Origin of the sequence: Sedimentitalea xiamensis, assembly GCF_030164465.1 — a bacterium.
Taxonomy (GTDB): Bacteria; Pseudomonadota; Alphaproteobacteria; order Rhodobacterales; family Rhodobacteraceae; genus Sedimentitalea; species Sedimentitalea xiamensis.
The window spans coordinates 44,060-60,299 of the sequence record NZ_JASNJE010000013.1 but is presented as its reverse complement, the minus strand read 5'-3'; the positions used below and the strand labels follow the sequence as shown (position 1 = coordinate 60,299).

The following is a 16,240-nucleotide window of genomic DNA, read 5'->3' as shown; positions in this document are numbered from 1 at the left end:
CTACTCCCTCGTTTTCAACGCCGAAACGAGATCGGCCCTGTCGATGTCGCGTTTGACCAGCCAGCCGGAGACGGCGGCGGCGCCAATCACCACGATTGCGGCGAATCCGTGGCTCGGCGGGTCGAAGATCGTCGGGATCTGGTAGAGTTCGCTGGAAAATCCCGCCGCGATGGCGAAGGACAGATAATGTCCCAACAGACTGCCCAGCGGCAGGGCGGCCAGGGTCACGACCGCCAGCTCCCCCAGCAGGACGAAGGCGGTTTCGGCCCTGGTGAACCCGATCACCCGCAGGCTTGCCAGGTCGCGGTAGCGTTCCGCATGGGCGATGCGGGCGGCGTTGTAGACGATGCCGAAGGTGATCACGAAGGCGATCGCGCCCATCACGTAGCGAATGGCCCCGGCGCCGGTGTTCATGGTTTTCAGGAAGGCGGCCTCGGCCTCCGATTTCAGGCTGACGCCGGCGACCATCGGCATGTTCCGCAACGCGGCGTAAAGCGCAGGTGCGCGGTCCCGGTCGATGGCCAGTAGGACGCCCGACATGCGGCCGGGTTCGCCCAGGGCGCGGTTCAGGGCAGCGAGGTTCATGTAGGCGGGCGCGCCCAGCAGGCTTTCGGCCACTGCCGTCACCGGGATCTGAAGGGTCGGCTGTCGGCCTTCGCGCATCTCGACGGTCAGCCGGTCTCCGGGGCGGACGTTCAGGATGTCCGCCAGCGCCGTGGACAGGACGATGCCGCTGGCGGGCAACGGGATTTCGGCCTGCTGCGAATCCAGCGCCCGCCCGAGCCGCGCTCCGGGCGGGATGCCGGTGATGACGCCGCGATGGCTGTTCAGACCGTTGCGGAACACGGCCGGAACATGGCGCCGGGGTTCGGCCAGGATCACCGAATCGTCGCGGCGCAGTTCGAAGACTGCCATGTCCGACAGCGCATTGGTGAAACTGACGGTCACGTCGCTGCGGTCCATGACGTTGAATGTCAGGTCGATGGTGCGGTCGAAGGCGGCGTAGATCGTGATCATCGAGGCGCTCAGGGCCATGCCGCAGGCAATGCCGATCACCGCCCCCGCCATGCGCCCCGGCTGACGGGTGATCCGGCGCAGGACCATCCGCGACGGCTGATCGAGCCAGGCGTTCAAGGCCCGCCCGATGTTTCCGGCCCGGCTGTAGTCGGGCGGGGTGGGGGGGCGCATGGCGGCTGCCGGGGTGAGCAGGAACACCCGGCGCAGCACCAGCAGCCCGCCACCCGAGGCCGACAGGATGCTGACGCTGACACCCGCGGCGAAGGATGCCGGATCAAGCTGGAACAGCAGGAATGGAAACTTGTAGTAGATCACATAGACCTCGACCAGCGCCCGCCCTCCGGCGATGCCCAGCAGGCACCCGGCCAGCGCGCCGCCGACGGCGACCGCCATCACCAGCTTGAAGTAATGCACGCCTACTTCGGTGTCGGTATAGCCGAAGGCCTTCATCAATCCGATTTCCTCGCGTTCGGACTGCACCATGCGGCTGATCACGATATAAAGGAGAAAGGCGGCGACGCCGAGAAAGATCGGCGGCACCGCGGCGCTCGACGCTTCGAGCCCGGAGATTTCCTCGCTGACGAAACGGTTGGAGGTCTGGTCGGCGACCGGGTAGGCGCCGGTTCCGCCATAGGGCGCGAGCAGCCTGTCGACCGCGTCCAGAACGGCCGCCTCGTTCGCCCCGTGCGCCAGCGTCAGCAGCGCCTCGTTGAACGCGCCTTCCATGTCATAGGCGGCGGAAAGCGCTGAACGGCTCATCCAGAGGACACCGAAACGGGCATCGTCGGGGATCAGTTCGCCCGGCGCGGTCGTATAGAGAAACTCCGGGCTTTGGGCGAGGCCGACGATCCGGAACCCGTGCCGCGCCCCGTTCATCGTCGCGCTGATCCGGTCTCCGGGACGCAGGCCATGCGCCCTGGCGAAAGACCGCAGCAGCAGGATTTCATCGGCGTGATCGCTGTCTATCATCCGCCCGTCGGTGAGAAACACGTCGTTCACCCGCGGCGCGGACAGGTCCGGCAGGGACACCGCCTGCGCCTGCACCGGCAGGTCGAGGCCGGGCAGATCGACAAGCGCGCTGCCGGTCACCCGCGGTTCCACCGCGCTGACGCCATCGATGGCGGCCATGCGGTGCGCCAGGCGGTCCGGGGCGCGGGTGGCGGGGGCGAAGATGTCCGCAAGACGGTAGCGGTCATAATAGGCGTCGCGGGTCTGCACCAGCGATGTGACCAGCCCGCTCATCATCACCAGCATCGCGACGCCGACGGCGATGACCACGCCGATCGCCGCGGCCTGTCCCTTGATGCGCCAGAGGTCGCGCAGGAGCTTGCGGTCCAGCGGGCTCACCACTCGATCTCCTCCGGGGCCAACTTGGTCTCGTTGATCTCGATCTTGCGGATGCCGCCATCGGCGAAGTGGATGACCCGGTCGGCCATCGCCGCCTGGCTGGCGGCATGGGTGACGATCAGGACGGTGGCTCCCAGTTTCTCGTTGACGTTCTTCAGGACGTTCAGGACCGCCCGTCCGGTCGTGCTGTCCAGGGCGCCGGTGGGTTCGTCGCAGAGCAGGACGGTCGGGTTCTTGGCGACGGCTCTTGCGATGGCGACCCGTTGCTGTTCGCCGCCGGACAGTTGCGCCGGGAAATGGTCCACCCGGTCGTGCAGGCCGACCATCGCCAGTGCCGTGTCCGGGTCCATCGGGTCGCGGGCGATCTCGGTGACGAGTTCGACGTTCTCGCGGGCGGTCAGGCTTGGCATCAGGTTGTAGAACTGAAAGACGAAACCCACGTGGTCGCGCCGGTACCGGGTCAATTCCCTGTCCGTCATCGCCGTCAGGTTGCGGTCCCGGAAAAACGCATCGCCGCCGGTGGCGCGGTCCAGCCCTCCGATGATGTTCAGCAAGGTGGACTTGCCGCTTCCGGAGGGGCCGAGCAACACGACGATTTCACCCTTGGGGATGTCGAGGTCGACGCCCCGCAGCGCGTGCACGGCGGACCGTCCCTCTCCGTAGACTTTCGCAAGCTCCCGTGTCCTGAAGGTGAGTGTTTCCATGCAAAACCCGACGGCGCACCGTTCATTCCTGACCGAAATCAGCCGCGAGGTTCGGGGGCGCCGGCCGGGTTGTCAACATCGCCGGATCGATCACCGCGCGGACAGGGCGACGCGACCGGCGCATTTGCGGTTTGCGCATGACGGCGGGAGCCGGACGATTACGGCCGCGGCAAGGGGGCGAACACTGGCGGAACACGACCGGGCAGGTCAGGTGACAGTCCGGACGGCGGCGCGGTCTCAGCCGGGATTCGGTGATCCCAGGCGCGTCACCGACCGGCACAGATCCTGCGCCGTCGTCAGACCGCGTGTCGTGGCCTGCGCCATTTGCGGCAGGATCATCCACTCCAGCGCCCAGACCGTTCCCGAGCGTTCCTGTTCATGCACGAGTGCCTGGTGCACGCCGGCCAGTTGGGTCGCGTTGAACCGGGCGAGGGTGACGAGCAATTCCGCCAGGACCGAACGCCGAACAGACGTCCCGTAAGCGTAACGGCTGGTCATCTTTTCGGCATTCCTTTCGGGCGCATCAGGCGTTTCTGCGCGGCGATGCGGAACGGCGCGTTCGGCGCGCCATAGCCGGCATAGCCGTTCCACCGTTGCACGATCTCAAAGAACATGCCGCCGGAATAGGGCCGCGAGTAGAACTGGAAGAACGCGCCGGAGGCATCCTCGTCGTAGAGGATGTTGCCGGCCTTGAGCCGCGCCAGCATGCCGGCGTCCAGGTCGAACCGCGCGGCCAGGTCGGCATAGTAGTTGTCCGACATCGGCAAGGGTGCAAACCCGCGCGCGGCCAGGGCATCGGAAGTGGCGAAAATGTCGTCGCTCGCCAGCGCGATATGCTGCACCGATGCGCCGAAGCTGTCGGCCAGGAAATTCCCGGCCATCGTGCGGTGGGTTTCCGCGCCGTTGAGCGTGATCCGGAAGGTCCCGTCCGGGGTTTCGAGCGCCTGGCTGCGTACCAGCCCGTCCGGATCGACCACATCGACCATGGGGGATTTCCGCATCTCAAACAGCGTCGTGTAGAACAGCGACCAGCTGAGCATCTCGTCATAGCTCATGGTCTGCGCCAGGTGGTCGATGCGTTTCAGACCGGCCCCGCTGTCCTCGCCCGGAGTCTCGGTGAATTCCACCGACCATACGTCGTTCAGACCGCTGGCTTCGTCGATGAAATGCAGGACGCTGCCGCTGAGGCCGCGGATCGCCGGGATGTCGAGTTCGCCCGGTCCGATCGGCTGCCGGAAGGGATCGGCGCCCAGCCGCTGCGCCCTGTCCACGGTTTCCGTCGCGGCCTGCACGGAGATGCCGATGTCGCAGACCGTGGTGCCGTGCATGCTGTAGGCGCTGCTGGCGTAACCGCTGGTTTCCCGGTTCACGACGATCCGGATTTCGCCCTGTGCCCAGAGCGACAGGTTCTTGGCGATATGGGCGCCCGAAAGACGGAAGCCGAGGGACCGCAGCATGGTTTCCAGCGCATCCGCTTCTTCGCCCCGCGTGGCGAATTCCACGAAGGCGACGCCGTTCACGGTGGATCGGGCCGGCATCGGGGCGAGGTCGCGCACGGCCGCGGGTTCTTCGCGGCGCACATCGTCCATCAGGGCGACGAGCGACCGGTAGCCGTCCTTGGCGATCGTCTTCGGCCGCCCGCCGCGGAACTGATCGTTGAAGATCTCCAGCGAGACCGGCCCGGCGTAGCCGGTGGCCATCACCGCCTTCATGAAATCCGTGACCGCCAGGTCGCCTTCGCCGGGCATGTTGCGGAAATGCCGGGACCAGTAGAGCAGGTCCATGTCGATCAGCGGCGCATCGGCCAGCTGGACGAAGAAGATCCTGTCGCCGGGGATGCGGCGGATCGTTTCCGGGTCGATCCTGCGCGACAGCGTGTGGAAGCTGTCGAGGATCACCCCGACATTGGCATGATCGGCCCGCCGGACGATTTCCCAGGCGTCCCGGTGGTCGTTGACATGCCGCCCCCAGGCCAGGGCTTCGAAGCCGACGCGCAGGCCGCGGGCGGCGGCGCGTTCGCCCAGGGCGTGGAAGTCTTCGGCGGCCCGGTCGATGCCGCCCAGGGCCTGCGGATGGCAGGAGGAGCAGACGAGCACCAGGTCGGTGCCGAGTTCCTGCATCAGGTCGAATTTCCGCTCCGCCCGGTCGAACGCCTTGGCGCGCAAGGGTTCCGGCAGGCCCTCGAAATCCCGGAACGGCTGGAACAGGGTGATGTCCAGACCCATGGTGCGGATCAGGTCGCCGACCTCACGGGGATTGCCGTCATGGGCGATGAAATCCTGTTCGAAGATCTCGATGCCGTCGAAGCCGGCGGCGGCGATGGCCTCCAGCTTTTCGACCAGATTGCCGGAGATCGAAACCGTCGCGATCGAGGTCTTCATGGCGCTTCCTCCTGGATCGCGGCGCGCAGGGCGGCGTGGTCGAGGCCGATGCCGGTGAAGATGGACCAGGCGTCGATCCCCTGTCCGAAGAACAGTTCGTAGCCCGAAATCACCGTCAGCCCGGCGCGTTCCGCATCCATGAGAAACGGAGTCTCGACCGGGGTATAGACCGCATCGAAGGCCCAGGCCGCGCCTTTCATCGCTTCAAAGGGCAGGGCGGAGCCGCCGATGCCCACCATGCCCAGGGGCGTGCAGTTGATGATCCCGTCCGCGCCGCGCGCCGCCGCGACGGGGTCGCTGAAGGTTTCGATCCGGGTGTCCGACTCCAGCGCCCGCAGGGCGTCGGCCAGCGCCTCCGCCTTGGCGGGGTCGAGATCGACGCAGCGGATGACACGGGCCTTCAGGCCGATCAGCCCGAAGGCGACCGCCTTGCCGACGCCGCCGGTGCCGATCAGGCAGACGGTGCCCGGATTTTCCGACCCGCGCACGCTGCGGTAGGCGCTCATGAAGCCGGAGTAATCCGTGTTGAACCCTTTCGGACCCTCGGGGTCGAAGACCACGGTGTTGACGGCCCCGATGGCGCGCACCAGCGGGTCCGATACCGTCACCTTGGCCGTCACCACTTCCTTGTAGGGATAGGTGACATTGATGCCGCGAAAGCCGCCGGAACGGGCCTGTTCGAAGACTTCGTCAAACGTCAGGCCGAGGTCCTTCGGGATCAGCCGGTCATAGGTCACGTTGCGGCCGGTCAGCGTTCCGGCGGTCCGATGCAGGCGGGGGGACTTGGACCGGGTGATGTTGTCGCCGATCAGGCCGAGCTTCACGGTGGTTTCCGATGTATTTGTCATGACGTTGCCTTTCCGAATACACGGCGTTTCATGGACATCCAGAGCGGTGTCTGGCTGACGAAGATCAGGATCACCGCGACGAAGAGCACGAGCGACAGGGGGCTGGTGAATATGCCTTCGAAGAAGCGGCCGAGGTCTTCGCGTTCCGAGATGATCGCGCGCCGCCAGTTGTCGTCCAGCAGCCGCGACAGGATCACGCCCAGAATGACCGGACCCAGCGGGTAGCCGTAATGGCGCATGAAATATCCGAAGACCCCGAACCCGAGCATCCAGTAGACATCGGAGATCGAATTGTTGACCGCATAGGCCCCGACAATCGACAGCAGCAGGATCAGCGGGATGATGACCGAACGCGGCATCTCGACGATCTTGGTGAAGATCTTGATCCCGGTCAGCCCGAAGATCAGCATGAAGACATTGGCGGTCAGCAGCGCGCCGACGATGAACCAGAACATGTCCGGCTGGTCGATCATCAGCATCGGGCCGGGGTTCAGCCCATGGATGAAGAGCGCGCCGATCATGATCGCGGTCACGGCATCGCCGGGTATGCCCAGGGTCATCATCGGAATGAAGGCCCCGCCGACGGCGGCGTTGTTCGCGGTTTCCGGCGCGACGAGACCTTCCATCGCGCCTTCGCCGAAGGGGCGTTCCGGGTTCTTGGTGACGCGCTTGGCGTGGTCATAGGCCATCAAGGCCGCAATGTCGCCGCCGGTGCCGGGCAGGGCGCCGATGATCACGCCGATGCTCGATGTTTGCAGGGACAGCGGCAGGTATTTGCGGATGGTTCCGAAGGATGGGACGATCTTGCTGATCTTCTGGCGCACCGCCTTCATTCCGACGTTCTGCAACTGAAGAAGGGCTTCGGAGACCCCGAACATGCCGATCATGACGGCGATGAAGGAAATGCCGCCTTCCATGATCTGAAGATCGAAGGTGAAGCGTTCGGTGAAGGTCAGCGGGTCACGGCCCACGGCGCCGATGGCGATGCCGAGAGCCCCGGCGAATATGCCCTTGACCAGCGACCCGCTGGACAGCGACCCGACCAGCAGGATGCCGAGCACGGCCAGCAGCATGTAGTCGCGGGGCTGGAAGGTGAGCGCGAAGTCCGACACGAAGGGGGCAGCCAGCGCCAGCACCAGGATGCCGATCAGCCCGCCGAAGAACGACATGACCGTGGTCACGCCGATGGCTTGCCCGGCTTCGCCGCGTTTGGCCATCGGGTAGCCGTCCATCGCCGTCGCGATGGCCGAGGGCGCGCCGGGGATGTTGAGCAGGATCGCGGTGCGCGATCCGCCATAGACGCCGCCCATGTAGATGCCGACCATCAACGAGATCGCCGGATAGACATCCCAGGAAAAGGTGAAGGAAATCAGGATCGAGACGGCCATCGTCACCGACAGGCCGGGGATCGCCCCGATGTAGATCCCTGCGAAGGTTCCGACCCCCACCAGAACCAGCAGTTCCGGCTGCGTGAAGATCGTGAGCATGGCGAGTATCGTGTCCATCAGGAGGCCCCCCCGGAAACGAGATTGCGGAAGAACTGGATGAATTCGGCCTCGGGCAGGATGCCCGCCGGCAACAGCACGGTGAAGATCACGCGGAACACGATCCAGATGATGACGAGCGAGCCAAGCGCGACGGCAAAGGTGTAGCCCCAGCCCTTGCGGGCGAGCAGCTTGACCGAAACCACCAGGAAGATGGCGGCCGTCGGAACGAAGCCCAGCGGTTTCAGCAGCAGGCCGAAGAGAATGAGAAACCCGATGAAAACAAGAACCAGCGGTGGCAGAATGTCCTTGCCCAGGGTTTCGGTCGGCACGAGAGGAAACCGCGCGGTGCGCGCCGTCACCACCAGGGCCGCGACCGCCATGACCAGCGTGGTGGCCATCGGCACGGCGCCCGGCGCGGACAGCGCTTCAAAGCCCGAGATGCCGTAGGCGCTGTAGAGCAGGAACAGGCTCGCGACGCTCAGAAAGATCGCGAAGCCGAGTTCGCCCGGTCTGCGTTGTTCGGTGTAGCCGCCGGGCGTCGCGTCCGATGTGCCATCGTGGTGATCGCTGTCGCCCCTGAAATCCGGATCCATGGTTGTCTCCTCCCGTTGAATTGATCCGGGCTCCTATCCCGGAACGCGCGGCGCCGCCCAGCGTCATCTGGCGCGGGCGGCGCCATGTTCGGCTGGCCCTCTGGCCTGCCGCGCGGTTGGGTGCCGGCCTATTCGCCCGGACGCGCGATGCCGAAGTCTTCCGGCGACGCCTTGGTCAATCCTGCGTCCTGCAAGAGCCAGGCGGTGCCCTGCTGCCATTTGGCCAGGAAGTCCTCAGCTTCGGCGCCGCTGATTCCCATCATGGTGAAACCGCGGTTGTCCATCAGTTCGACGAAATCGGGATGCGCCGCGCCGGCGGCATAGGCTTCGCCGAGTTTGGCGACAATGTCGTCCGGGGTGCCCTTCGGGGCGAACACGCCAAAGAACGGACCCCAGGGCAGGTAGGTGTTGTAGCCTTCGTTGAAGCTTGTCACCAGCGGCACATCCGGAAGTTTCGCGTTCTGCGCGACGTCGAAGATCGCGAGCGGTTTCATCGACCCGGCGCGAATGCCCTCGATGGAGGCGCCAAGCACCGCCGGCATCACGTCGATCGCGCCGCCTTGCAGGGCGGTCAGGGCCGGTCCGTCGCCGTCATAGGGAACCGCCGTCACGTCGAGCTTGCCTTCGACGGTGTCCATCATCGCGGTGATGACGGAGGGCACGCCGCCCGGACCCGTGGACCCGATGCGCAGCTCGCCGGGATTGTTCGCGATATATTCCATCATGCCGGCATAGTCGTCGAAAGGCGCCTCGTTGTTGGCAACGAGGATCGGCGTGCCGCGCGCCAGGATGTTGATCGGCGTGAATTCGGAATAATCCTTGTCGCCCAGACCCATCACCTTGTAGAGCAGCGGGTTTTCCGCGCCCATCAGCAGGGTGTAGCCGTCCGCGTCCGAACCGGCGACATGGTTCAGGGCGATGGCGCCGACCGCGCCGGTCATGTTTTGCAGAACGACGGTTCCGCCCAGGACTTCCTCGGCATGCGGCGTCACCGAGCGCATGACCGTATCGGTCGATCCGCCGGCGCCCCACTGGATGATGCCCTGGATTTCCTTGGCCGGGTAGTCTTGCGCCGATGCGACGGTTGCGCCCAGTCCGAACGCAACGAGTGCGCCAATCAGTTTACGAGACATTTCTGTCCTCCCTTGGTGTTTTCCGGCCAGCGATTCGCTCCTCGTTTCGCTGGATTGCCTCCTTTTTTGTACTTAAGGGTTAATTTGTCAACAAAAATGTACCGCAGGGTTAAATTTGTGCTATCCAAGGGGCAGAATCAGACTTACGCATGAGGCAAGACCATGGATGGAGGAGCGGAGCGTCCGGCAAAGGCGCGCAAGACATCTTGGAAAAAGGATCCCGAGGCGGTCAGGCAGAACATCCTGGCCATCGCGACCGAAGAATTCGCGGCACATGGTCTTTCGGGGGCGAACATCAACGAGATCGCCCGCAGGACATCGACGTCCAAGCGCATGATCTACTACTATTTCGGCGACAAGGAAGGGCTTTATTGCGCTGTTCTGGAAGGGGTTTATGCATTTCTGCGCCGCAGCGAGGATCTTCTGGATGTGGCGGGACTCGATCCGGTAAAGGCCCTCCGGCGTCTGATCGAGGCGACCTTTGACGCCCATGCGAACGCGCCGCATTTCATTCGTCTGGTGATGATCGAGAACATCCACAATGCCGATTACCTGCGGAAATCCGATATCGTTCCGAACCTGAACCGGTCGATCATCGACAAGCTTTCGGATGTCTGCAGGCGCGGCAAGGCCGAGGGCTTGTTTCGGGCCGGGGCCGATCCGCTGGAACTGCACTGGCTGATCAGTTCGTTCAGCTTCTACAATGTCTCGAACCGGGCTACGTTCTCGGCGTCTTTCGGAACGTCGCTCTATTCGAAAGCCCATCAGGCGGCCCTGAAGGAACGGCTGGCGGACATGGTGATGGCCGCCGTCGTCATCGGCCATGACCCGAAATCCTGGAGCTGACATGACGGCGCCGGAAACCTGCGATCTGGTGGTGATCGGGTCGGGGGCCGCGGGATTGTCAGCCGCCGTCACCGCCGCGCATGAAGGCCTGAAGGTCGTGCTTCTCGAAAAAGCGCCGGTGATCGGAGGCACGACGGCCTGGTCCGGCGGATGGATGTGGGTCCCGCGCAATCCGCTGGCGGTGCGCGCCGGCATCGTCGAGGATATCGACGCCCCGCGGCGTTATCTCGCGCAGGTCCTGGGCAACAATTTTGACGACGCCAAGGTCGATGCCTTCCTGCGGGCCGCACCCGAGATGGTCGGCTTTTTCGAATCGGCCACGGCGGTGCGGTTCGAAGGCGGAACGCATATTCCGGATACCTATGGGCAGGTGTCCGGCGCGGGGAAAGGGGGGCGATCCGTCATTGCCGCCCCGTTCGATGGTCGCGCCCTGGGCAAGGATATCGCCCTGCTGCGGAAACCGCTGGCGGAGACGGCGTTCATGGGAATGACCATACAGGCCGGGGCCGATCTACGGGCGTTCATGACGATGACGCGGTCGCCGCGCGCCTTTGCCCATGTGAGCCGGCGGTTCGGGCGGCATCTGGTCGATCTGGCGTTGCACGGGCGCGGCATGCAGCTGCGCAACGGAAATGCGCTCGTCGCGCGGTTGCTGAAATCCGCCCGCGATCTGGGTGTCGATCTCAGGACCTCGGTGAACGTCAAGCGGCTTTGCGTCGATGGCGCGCGCGTATGCGGGGTCGAGGTGGAAACCGCCGGGGGCGCGCACCGGATCGTGACGGACGCGGGTGTCGTTCTGGCGACCGGCGGCGTTGCCCATGACATGACGCGCCTTGCGCCGCTGTCGCCGGCCGATACGCCGCCGCGCACCCTGGCGACGCCGTTCAGCACCGGCGGCGGCGCCGCCCTTGCCGAAGCGGTCGGGGCCGCATTTGACGGTTCCGTCGCGTCGGCCTCGGCCTATTGCCCGGTGTCGGAGGTGCCGAAGGGCGATGGCTCAACGGCTCTGTTCCCGCATATCATCGAACGGGGCAAACCGGGAATCATCGGGGTTCTGCGCGACGGAAAGCGGTTCTGCAACGAAGGCAACGGGTATCACGATTATGTGGTCGCGATGCTGGCCGCGACGCCGGCGGGCGAGATCCCGGAATCCTGGCTGATCTGCACCAGGGCGTTCCAGCGCCGCTATGGCCTTGGGATTTCCCGGCCCCGGCCGGTGCCTGTCGGACCCTACCTGCGATCCGGCTATATCAGGTCGGGCCGGACGGTCGCCGATCTGGCGCGCGCCTGCGGCATCGATCCGGCGGGTTTGAAGGAAACGCTGGAAACCTACAACGCCGATGCCCGAGAGGGCCGGGACCCCGCGTTCGGACGCGGCACAACGCCTTACAACCGGTTGCGGGGCGATCCGGCGCAAACGCCCAATCCCTGTGTGGCCCCGATCGAGACCGGGCCTTTCTATGCGGTGAAGGTCATTCCGGGAAGCTTCGGCACCTTTGCGGGGCTCAAGACAAACGGCGCGGCGGAAGTCCTGCGCGCCGATGGCTCGGTGATCGGCGGGCTTTATGCGGCGGGCTGCGACATGGCGAGCGTGATGGGCGGGCACTATCCGGCGGGCGGGATCAACATCGGGCCGGCGATGACCTTCGGCTACATAGCCGGCCGGCGCGCGGCGGGATCGGTCTGATGCGTCCGGTTTCGCTTGCACATCTCACCTTTCTGGACCTGCCGCCGCCGGCGCTGATCCGGCTTGCGGCAAAGGCCGGTTTCGCCGCCGTCGGCCTGCGCCTGATCGCCGTGACCGAGACGACGCCCGGCTATCGCCTGATGGACGATCCGGCGATGATGCGGGACACGCGCCGGGCCATGCGGGACACCGGAGTCACGGTGAACGACATCGAATTCGTGCGCCTGACGCCGGAGTTCGACGCCGGAACGCTCGATGCGTTCCTTGCAGCCGGGGCCGAACTGGAGGCTAGGCACATCGTCACGGCACCTTATGACCCGGATCTGGCGCGATTGACGGACAACCTTGCGGCTTTCGCGGACCGTGCCGAAGGGTTCGGCCTGCGCCCGGTGCTCGAATTCTTCCCATGGACGAACGTGCCGGATCTCCGAACCGCATTGGGCATCGTGACCGCCACCGGGAACCCGTCGATCGGGGTTCTTCTGGATACGCTACATTTTGACAGGTCCGGAAGCCGCACCGGCGACCTGACGCAGGCGGACCCGGACCGGTTTCCCTTCATCCATCTCTGCGACGCCATGGTGCAGCCGGCCTATTCCGAAGATGCGCTTTTGCGCACCGCCCGCGAGGCCCGGATGATACCCGGTCAGGGCGAGATCCCGCTGCGCGACATTCTTGGCCATGTGCCGCCCGAAGCCATGGCCGCGCTGGAAATCCCCATGGAAGCGCAACGCCCGGGTCAGACAAGGCTTGCGCTGGCGAAACAGATGATTGCGGCGGCGCGCGATCATCTGGAAAATCAGGGGCTTTGCCGCAACTAGCCCTCGGCGCGGTTTCCTTGTCGGCAGAAACGCCCCGGCTCCACGATGGAAGGCCATTCGCGCGGCCTGCTCAGAACCTGCCCGAAGCAACGGTGCGGACGATCGATCCGATCTGCATGAGTTGGTCGGAAAGCGGGTTCGTCTTTCGCCAGACCATCCCGATGGTGCGCGTCGGCCTCGGCGGCGGAAAACGGGCGACCGAGACATTGGCCAGCGGTGTTTCCAGGCCGATCGCCATCTCGGGTATCAGCGTCAGGCCCATCCCGGAACCGACAAGCTGCACCAGGGTCGACAAGGAGCTTCCTTCCATGATCTGGCGGGGTTCGGATCTGGTGAACTGGCAGAAGGACAGGGCCTGATCGCGAAAGCAATGGCCTTCTTCAAGCAGGAGCAGCCGCATGGTTCGCAGCATCCTGGGGCTTGGAACCGGCTTTCCCTCGTCTTTCAGGGGGCGAACCAGGACGAAATCTTCCTCGAACAGCGCGAATTCGCGCAGGGCCGGTTCGGAAATCGGCAGGGCCACGACGGCGAGGTCGAGCCGCCCGTCCAGTAGGCTTTCGATCAGCGAGCGGGTCAAGGCTTCGCGCAGTTCGAGATCCAGTTCCGGAAAGCGATCCGAAAGCGCACTTATGACGGCGGGAAGAAAATATGGCGCGACCGTCGGAATGATGCCCATCCGCAACCGCCCGGTCAGCGGGCCTTCGGAGGCGCGGGCGAGGTCATAGAGTTCCTCGACTCCCAGCAATATCTGCCGCGCCTTCAGCAGAAAGCCTTCTCCGACGGGTGTCAGGCGAATCTGCCGTGGCCCCCGTTCCAAGAGCGGCGCGCCAAACATAGTTTCCAGGTCCTTGATTTGCAGGGACAGCGCCGGTTGCGAGATGGAACATGCCTCGGCGGCCCGCCCAAAGTGGCTATGCCGCGCCAGAGCGTCGAAGTATCTGAGATGCTTGAGGGTCAGACCGATCATTAGCGCAGCTTATTGCAATCTTTAAAGTTTTCAATTGGATTTAATCGATGCCTCTTGTTAGAAGTGTTCCAATCTGAGACGAGAGCTCTGGTTGGTTCATCAAATACGGGAGAGAACTATGGACGGAAACAACGTGGATCGTGCTGGCGGCTGCCCCGTCATGCATGGCGGGAACACCGAGATCGGCAACAGCGTCACGAAGTGGTGGCCGCGGTCCCTGAACCTTGAAATCCTGCATCAGCATGGCGCGCGCACCAATCCGATGGATCCGGATTATTCCCACCGCGAAGCCGTCAAAGCATTGGATTTCGAAGCCGTGAAGTCGGATGTGAAAGCGCTGATGACCGACAGTCAGGACTGGTGGCCGGCGGATTGGGGCCACTATGGCGGCCTGATGATCCGCATGGCCTGGCATTCGGCCGGGTCCTACCGTCTGGGCGACGGCCGCGGCGGCGCAGGATCGGGCAACATTCGCTTCGCCCCCCTGAATTCCTGGCCGGACAACGCCAGCCTCGACAAGGCGCGCCGGCTGCTCTGGCCGGTCAAGAAGAAATACGGCAACGCGCTCAGCTGGGCCGACCTGATCATTCTCGCCGGAAACATGGCTTATGAATCCATGGGCCTGAAAACCTTCGGCTTCGGCTTCGGCCGGGAAGATATCTGGGGTCCCGAGAAGGACGTGAACTGGGGCGCTGAAAACGAATGGCTCGCGGCGAGCGAGAACCGTTATGACGATCTGGGCGATGCGTCCACGCTCTACAACCCGCTGGCGGCCGTCCACATGGGGCTCATCTATGTCAACCCCGAAGGGGTGAACGGCAATCCCGATCCGGCCCGGTCCGCGCTGCATGTGCGCGAAACCTTCGCGCGCATGGCGATGAACGACGAGGAAACCGCGGCCCTGACCTGCGGCGGCCACACGGTCGGCAAGGCGCATGGCAAGGGCGCTGCGGACAGCATCGGCGCCGAACCGGAAGGTTGCCCGGTTCACATGCAGGGATTTGGCTGGGACAATCCCGGCATGGGCGGAAAGGCGACCAATGCCTTCACCTCGGGGATCGAGGGCGCCTGGACCCAGCATCCGACCAAATGGGACATGGGGTATTTCGACTATCTGTTCGGCTATGAGTGGGAATTGACCAAGTCGCCCGCCGGTGCCAACCAGTGGAAACCGGTCGACATGCCCGAAGATCACATGCCGGTCGATCCGAGTGATCCCTCGGTGCGCCGCATGCCGATGATGACCGATGCCGACATGGCGATGAAGGTCGATCCGATCTACAATGAGATCTGCCAGAAATTCCGCGCCGATCCCGAATATTTCGCCGATACCTTCGCCCGCGCCTGGTTCAAGCTGACCCACCGCGACATGGGTCCGAAGGCGAATTACTACGGCCCCGACGTGCCGGCGGAAGACCTGATCTGGCAGGATCCGGTCCCCGCCGGGAGCACGTCCTACGATGTGGCGGACGTGAAGTCCAAGATCGCGGCAAGCGGCCTGTCGGCGGGCGAGATGATCGCGACCGCATGGGACAGCGCGCGGACTTTCCGCGGTTCGGACAAGCGCGGCGGCGCCAGTGGCGCGCGCATCCGTCTTGCTCCGCAGAAGGACTGGGAAGGCAACGAACCCGAGCGTCTTGCCAAGGTTCTGGGCATTCTCGAACCCATCGCCGCGGAAACCGGGGCCTCGGTCGCGGACGTGATTGTCCTGGCCGGCAACGTCGGTCTGGAGCAGGCAATCAAGGCGGCGGGCCAGGACGTTCAGGTGCCGTTCGCGCCGGGCCGCGGTGATTCCACCGACGACATGACCGATGCCGACAGCTTCTCGCCGCTCGAACCGCTCGCCTGCGGCTTCCGGAACTGGGAGAAGGAAAAATACGCGGTCGCACCGGAAGAACTGATGCTCGACAAGGCGCAGCTTCTGGGCCTGACGGCGGCGGAGATGACCGTTCTCGTCGGCGGCATGCGCATGCTGGGCGTCAACCACGGCGGTTCGAAACACGGCGTTTTCACCGATCGCGAAGGCCAGTTGACGAACGACTTCTTCGTCAACCTGACGGATATGGCCAACAGCTGGCATCCGGCCGAGGACGGGACCTATGAAATCCGCGACCGCAAGACCGGCGCGGTGAAGTGGACGGCGACCAGCGCGGATCTGGTGTTCGGATCGAATTCGATCCTGCGCGCCTATGCCGAGGTCTATGCCCAGGACGACAACGCCGGAAAATTCGTCCGCGACTTCGTCGCCGCCTGGACGAAGGTCATGAATGCCGATCGCTTCGATCTCGTGGCATGACGATCCGTCCGGGCGGCAATGCCGCCCGGACATCCCGCCTGTGAGCGGGGCAGGGGCGAACGATCCGTGTGTCCGGGACGGGGACGGCGCTTGTCATGGCCGGTGCCGCGCCA

Annotated in this window: 13 protein-coding genes; 4 read left to right on the top strand and 9 right to left on the bottom strand. The window is 64.7% G+C overall.

The window, feature by feature from the left end; all coding sequences use genetic code 11:
• From QO034_RS11995 to QO034_RS11960, 8 genes are all read right to left on the bottom strand, one after another.
• Nucleotides 1–2,364 (bottom strand): ABC transporter permease, encoded by a 2,364-nt coding sequence (locus QO034_RS11995; RefSeq protein ID WP_284485775.1) that lies wholly within the window; start codon nucleotides 2,362–2,364, stop codon nucleotides 1–3.
• Entirely contained in the window at nucleotides 2,361–3,068 is a 708-nt protein-coding gene (locus QO034_RS11990) for an ABC transporter ATP-binding protein (protein ID WP_284485774.1), read from the bottom strand. Before QO034_RS11990 ends, QO034_RS11995 begins: the two co-directional genes overlap by 4 nt.
• Before the next feature lie 237 nt (nucleotides 3,069–3,305).
• Complete coding sequence (locus QO034_RS11985; RefSeq protein WP_284485773.1) at nucleotides 3,306–3,566, bottom strand: hypothetical protein; 261 nt, start codon at nucleotides 3,564–3,566, stop codon at nucleotides 3,306–3,308.
• Complete coding sequence (locus QO034_RS11980; RefSeq protein WP_284485772.1) at nucleotides 3,563–5,449, bottom strand: bifunctional sugar phosphate isomerase/epimerase/4-hydroxyphenylpyruvate dioxygenase family protein; 1,887 nt, start codon at nucleotides 5,447–5,449, stop codon at nucleotides 3,563–3,565. The genes QO034_RS11985 and QO034_RS11980 overlap by 4 nt, the downstream gene beginning before the upstream one ends.
• A complete protein-coding gene (locus QO034_RS11975) occupies nucleotides 5,446–6,297 on the bottom strand; it encodes a shikimate dehydrogenase family protein (protein WP_284485771.1) in 852 nt (283 codons plus the stop codon). Before QO034_RS11975 ends, QO034_RS11980 begins: the two co-directional genes overlap by 4 nt.
• Nucleotides 6,294–7,802, bottom strand: a complete 1,509-nt coding sequence (locus QO034_RS11970; protein ID WP_284485770.1) for a tripartite tricarboxylate transporter permease — start codon at nucleotides 7,800–7,802, stop codon at nucleotides 6,294–6,296. The genes QO034_RS11975 and QO034_RS11970 overlap by 4 nt, the downstream gene beginning before the upstream one ends.
• Complete coding sequence (locus QO034_RS11965; protein WP_284485769.1) at nucleotides 7,802–8,377, bottom strand: tripartite tricarboxylate transporter TctB family protein; 576 nt, start codon at nucleotides 8,375–8,377, stop codon at nucleotides 7,802–7,804. The genes QO034_RS11970 and QO034_RS11965 overlap by 1 nt, the downstream gene beginning before the upstream one ends.
• A 128-nt stretch (nucleotides 8,378–8,505) precedes the next feature.
• Complete coding sequence (locus tag QO034_RS11960) at nucleotides 8,506–9,510, bottom strand: Bug family tripartite tricarboxylate transporter substrate binding protein (protein ID WP_284485768.1); 1,005 nt, start codon at nucleotides 9,508–9,510, stop codon at nucleotides 8,506–8,508.
• A 162-nt stretch (nucleotides 9,511–9,672) separates the two neighbouring features.
• Here QO034_RS11960 and QO034_RS11955 point away from each other — a divergent pair, with 162 nt between their 5' ends.
• Genes QO034_RS11955 through QO034_RS11945 form a run of 3 tightly spaced genes read left to right on the top strand, consistent with a single transcriptional unit; the run spans nucleotide 9,673 to nucleotide 12,864 of the window.
• Complete coding sequence (locus QO034_RS11955) at nucleotides 9,673–10,356, top strand: TetR family transcriptional regulator (RefSeq protein WP_284485767.1); 684 nt, start codon at nucleotides 9,673–9,675, stop codon at nucleotides 10,354–10,356.
• Between the two features lies 1 nt (nucleotide 10,357).
• Nucleotides 10,358–12,043, top strand: a complete 1,686-nt coding sequence (locus QO034_RS11950) for an FAD-dependent oxidoreductase (RefSeq protein WP_284485766.1) — start codon at nucleotides 10,358–10,360, stop codon at nucleotides 12,041–12,043.
• The gene (locus QO034_RS11945; RefSeq protein ID WP_284485765.1) at nucleotides 12,043–12,864 is read left to right on the top strand and encodes a sugar phosphate isomerase/epimerase family protein; all 822 of its coding nucleotides are present in this window, start codon (nucleotides 12,043–12,045) and stop codon (nucleotides 12,862–12,864) included. Before QO034_RS11950 ends, QO034_RS11945 begins: the two co-directional genes overlap by 1 nt.
• Nucleotides 12,865–12,934: 70 nt before the next feature.
• On the opposite strand, the gene QO034_RS11940 is transcribed toward QO034_RS11945, so the two are convergent.
• Nucleotides 12,935–13,831 carry a hydrogen peroxide-inducible genes activator gene (locus tag QO034_RS11940; protein WP_284485764.1) on the bottom strand — a complete coding sequence of 299 codons (897 nt, stop codon included), beginning with the start codon at nucleotides 13,829–13,831 and terminating at the stop codon, nucleotides 12,935–12,937.
• 118 nt (nucleotides 13,832–13,949) lie between these two features.
• Between QO034_RS11940 and katG the strand changes: the two genes are divergently transcribed.
• Entirely contained in the window at nucleotides 13,950–16,127 is a 2,178-nt protein-coding gene (gene katG / locus QO034_RS11935; protein WP_284485763.1) for a catalase/peroxidase HPI, read from the top strand.
• Nucleotides 16,128–16,240 lie beyond the last annotated feature (113 nt).

Excerpts from the sequence above, each read along its gene's own strand:
- QO034_RS11965 (WP_284485769.1), bottom strand. The coding sequence starts at position 8,377 with ATGGATCCGGATTTCAGGGGCGACAGCGATCACCACGATGGCACATCG.
- QO034_RS11985 (WP_284485773.1), bottom strand. The coding sequence starts at position 3,566 with ATGACCAGCCGTTACGCTTACGGGACGTCTGTTCGGCGTTCGGTCCTG.
- QO034_RS11960 (WP_284485768.1), bottom strand. The coding sequence starts at position 9,510 with ATGTCTCGTAAACTGATTGGCGCACTCGTTGCGTTCGGACTGGGCGCA.
- QO034_RS11955 (WP_284485767.1), top strand. The coding sequence starts at position 9,673 with ATGGATGGAGGAGCGGAGCGTCCGGCAAAGGCGCGCAAGACATCTTGG.
- QO034_RS11980 (WP_284485772.1), bottom strand. The coding sequence starts at position 5,449 with ATGAAGACCTCGATCGCGACGGTTTCGATCTCCGGCAATCTGGTCGAA.
- katG (WP_284485763.1), top strand. The coding sequence starts at position 13,950 with ATGGACGGAAACAACGTGGATCGTGCTGGCGGCTGCCCCGTCATGCAT.
- QO034_RS11945 (WP_284485765.1), top strand. The coding sequence starts at position 12,043 with ATGCGTCCGGTTTCGCTTGCACATCTCACCTTTCTGGACCTGCCGCCG.
- QO034_RS11940 (WP_284485764.1), bottom strand. The coding sequence starts at position 13,831 with ATGATCGGTCTGACCCTCAAGCATCTCAGATACTTCGACGCTCTGGCG.
- QO034_RS11990 (WP_284485774.1), bottom strand. The coding sequence starts at position 3,068 with ATGGAAACACTCACCTTCAGGACACGGGAGCTTGCGAAAGTCTACGGA.
- QO034_RS11950 (WP_284485766.1), top strand. The coding sequence starts at position 10,358 with ATGACGGCGCCGGAAACCTGCGATCTGGTGGTGATCGGGTCGGGGGCC.
- QO034_RS11975 (WP_284485771.1), bottom strand. The coding sequence starts at position 6,297 with ATGACAAATACATCGGAAACCACCGTGAAGCTCGGCCTGATCGGCGAC.
- QO034_RS11970 (WP_284485770.1), bottom strand. The coding sequence starts at position 7,802 with ATGGACACGATACTCGCCATGCTCACGATCTTCACGCAGCCGGAACTG.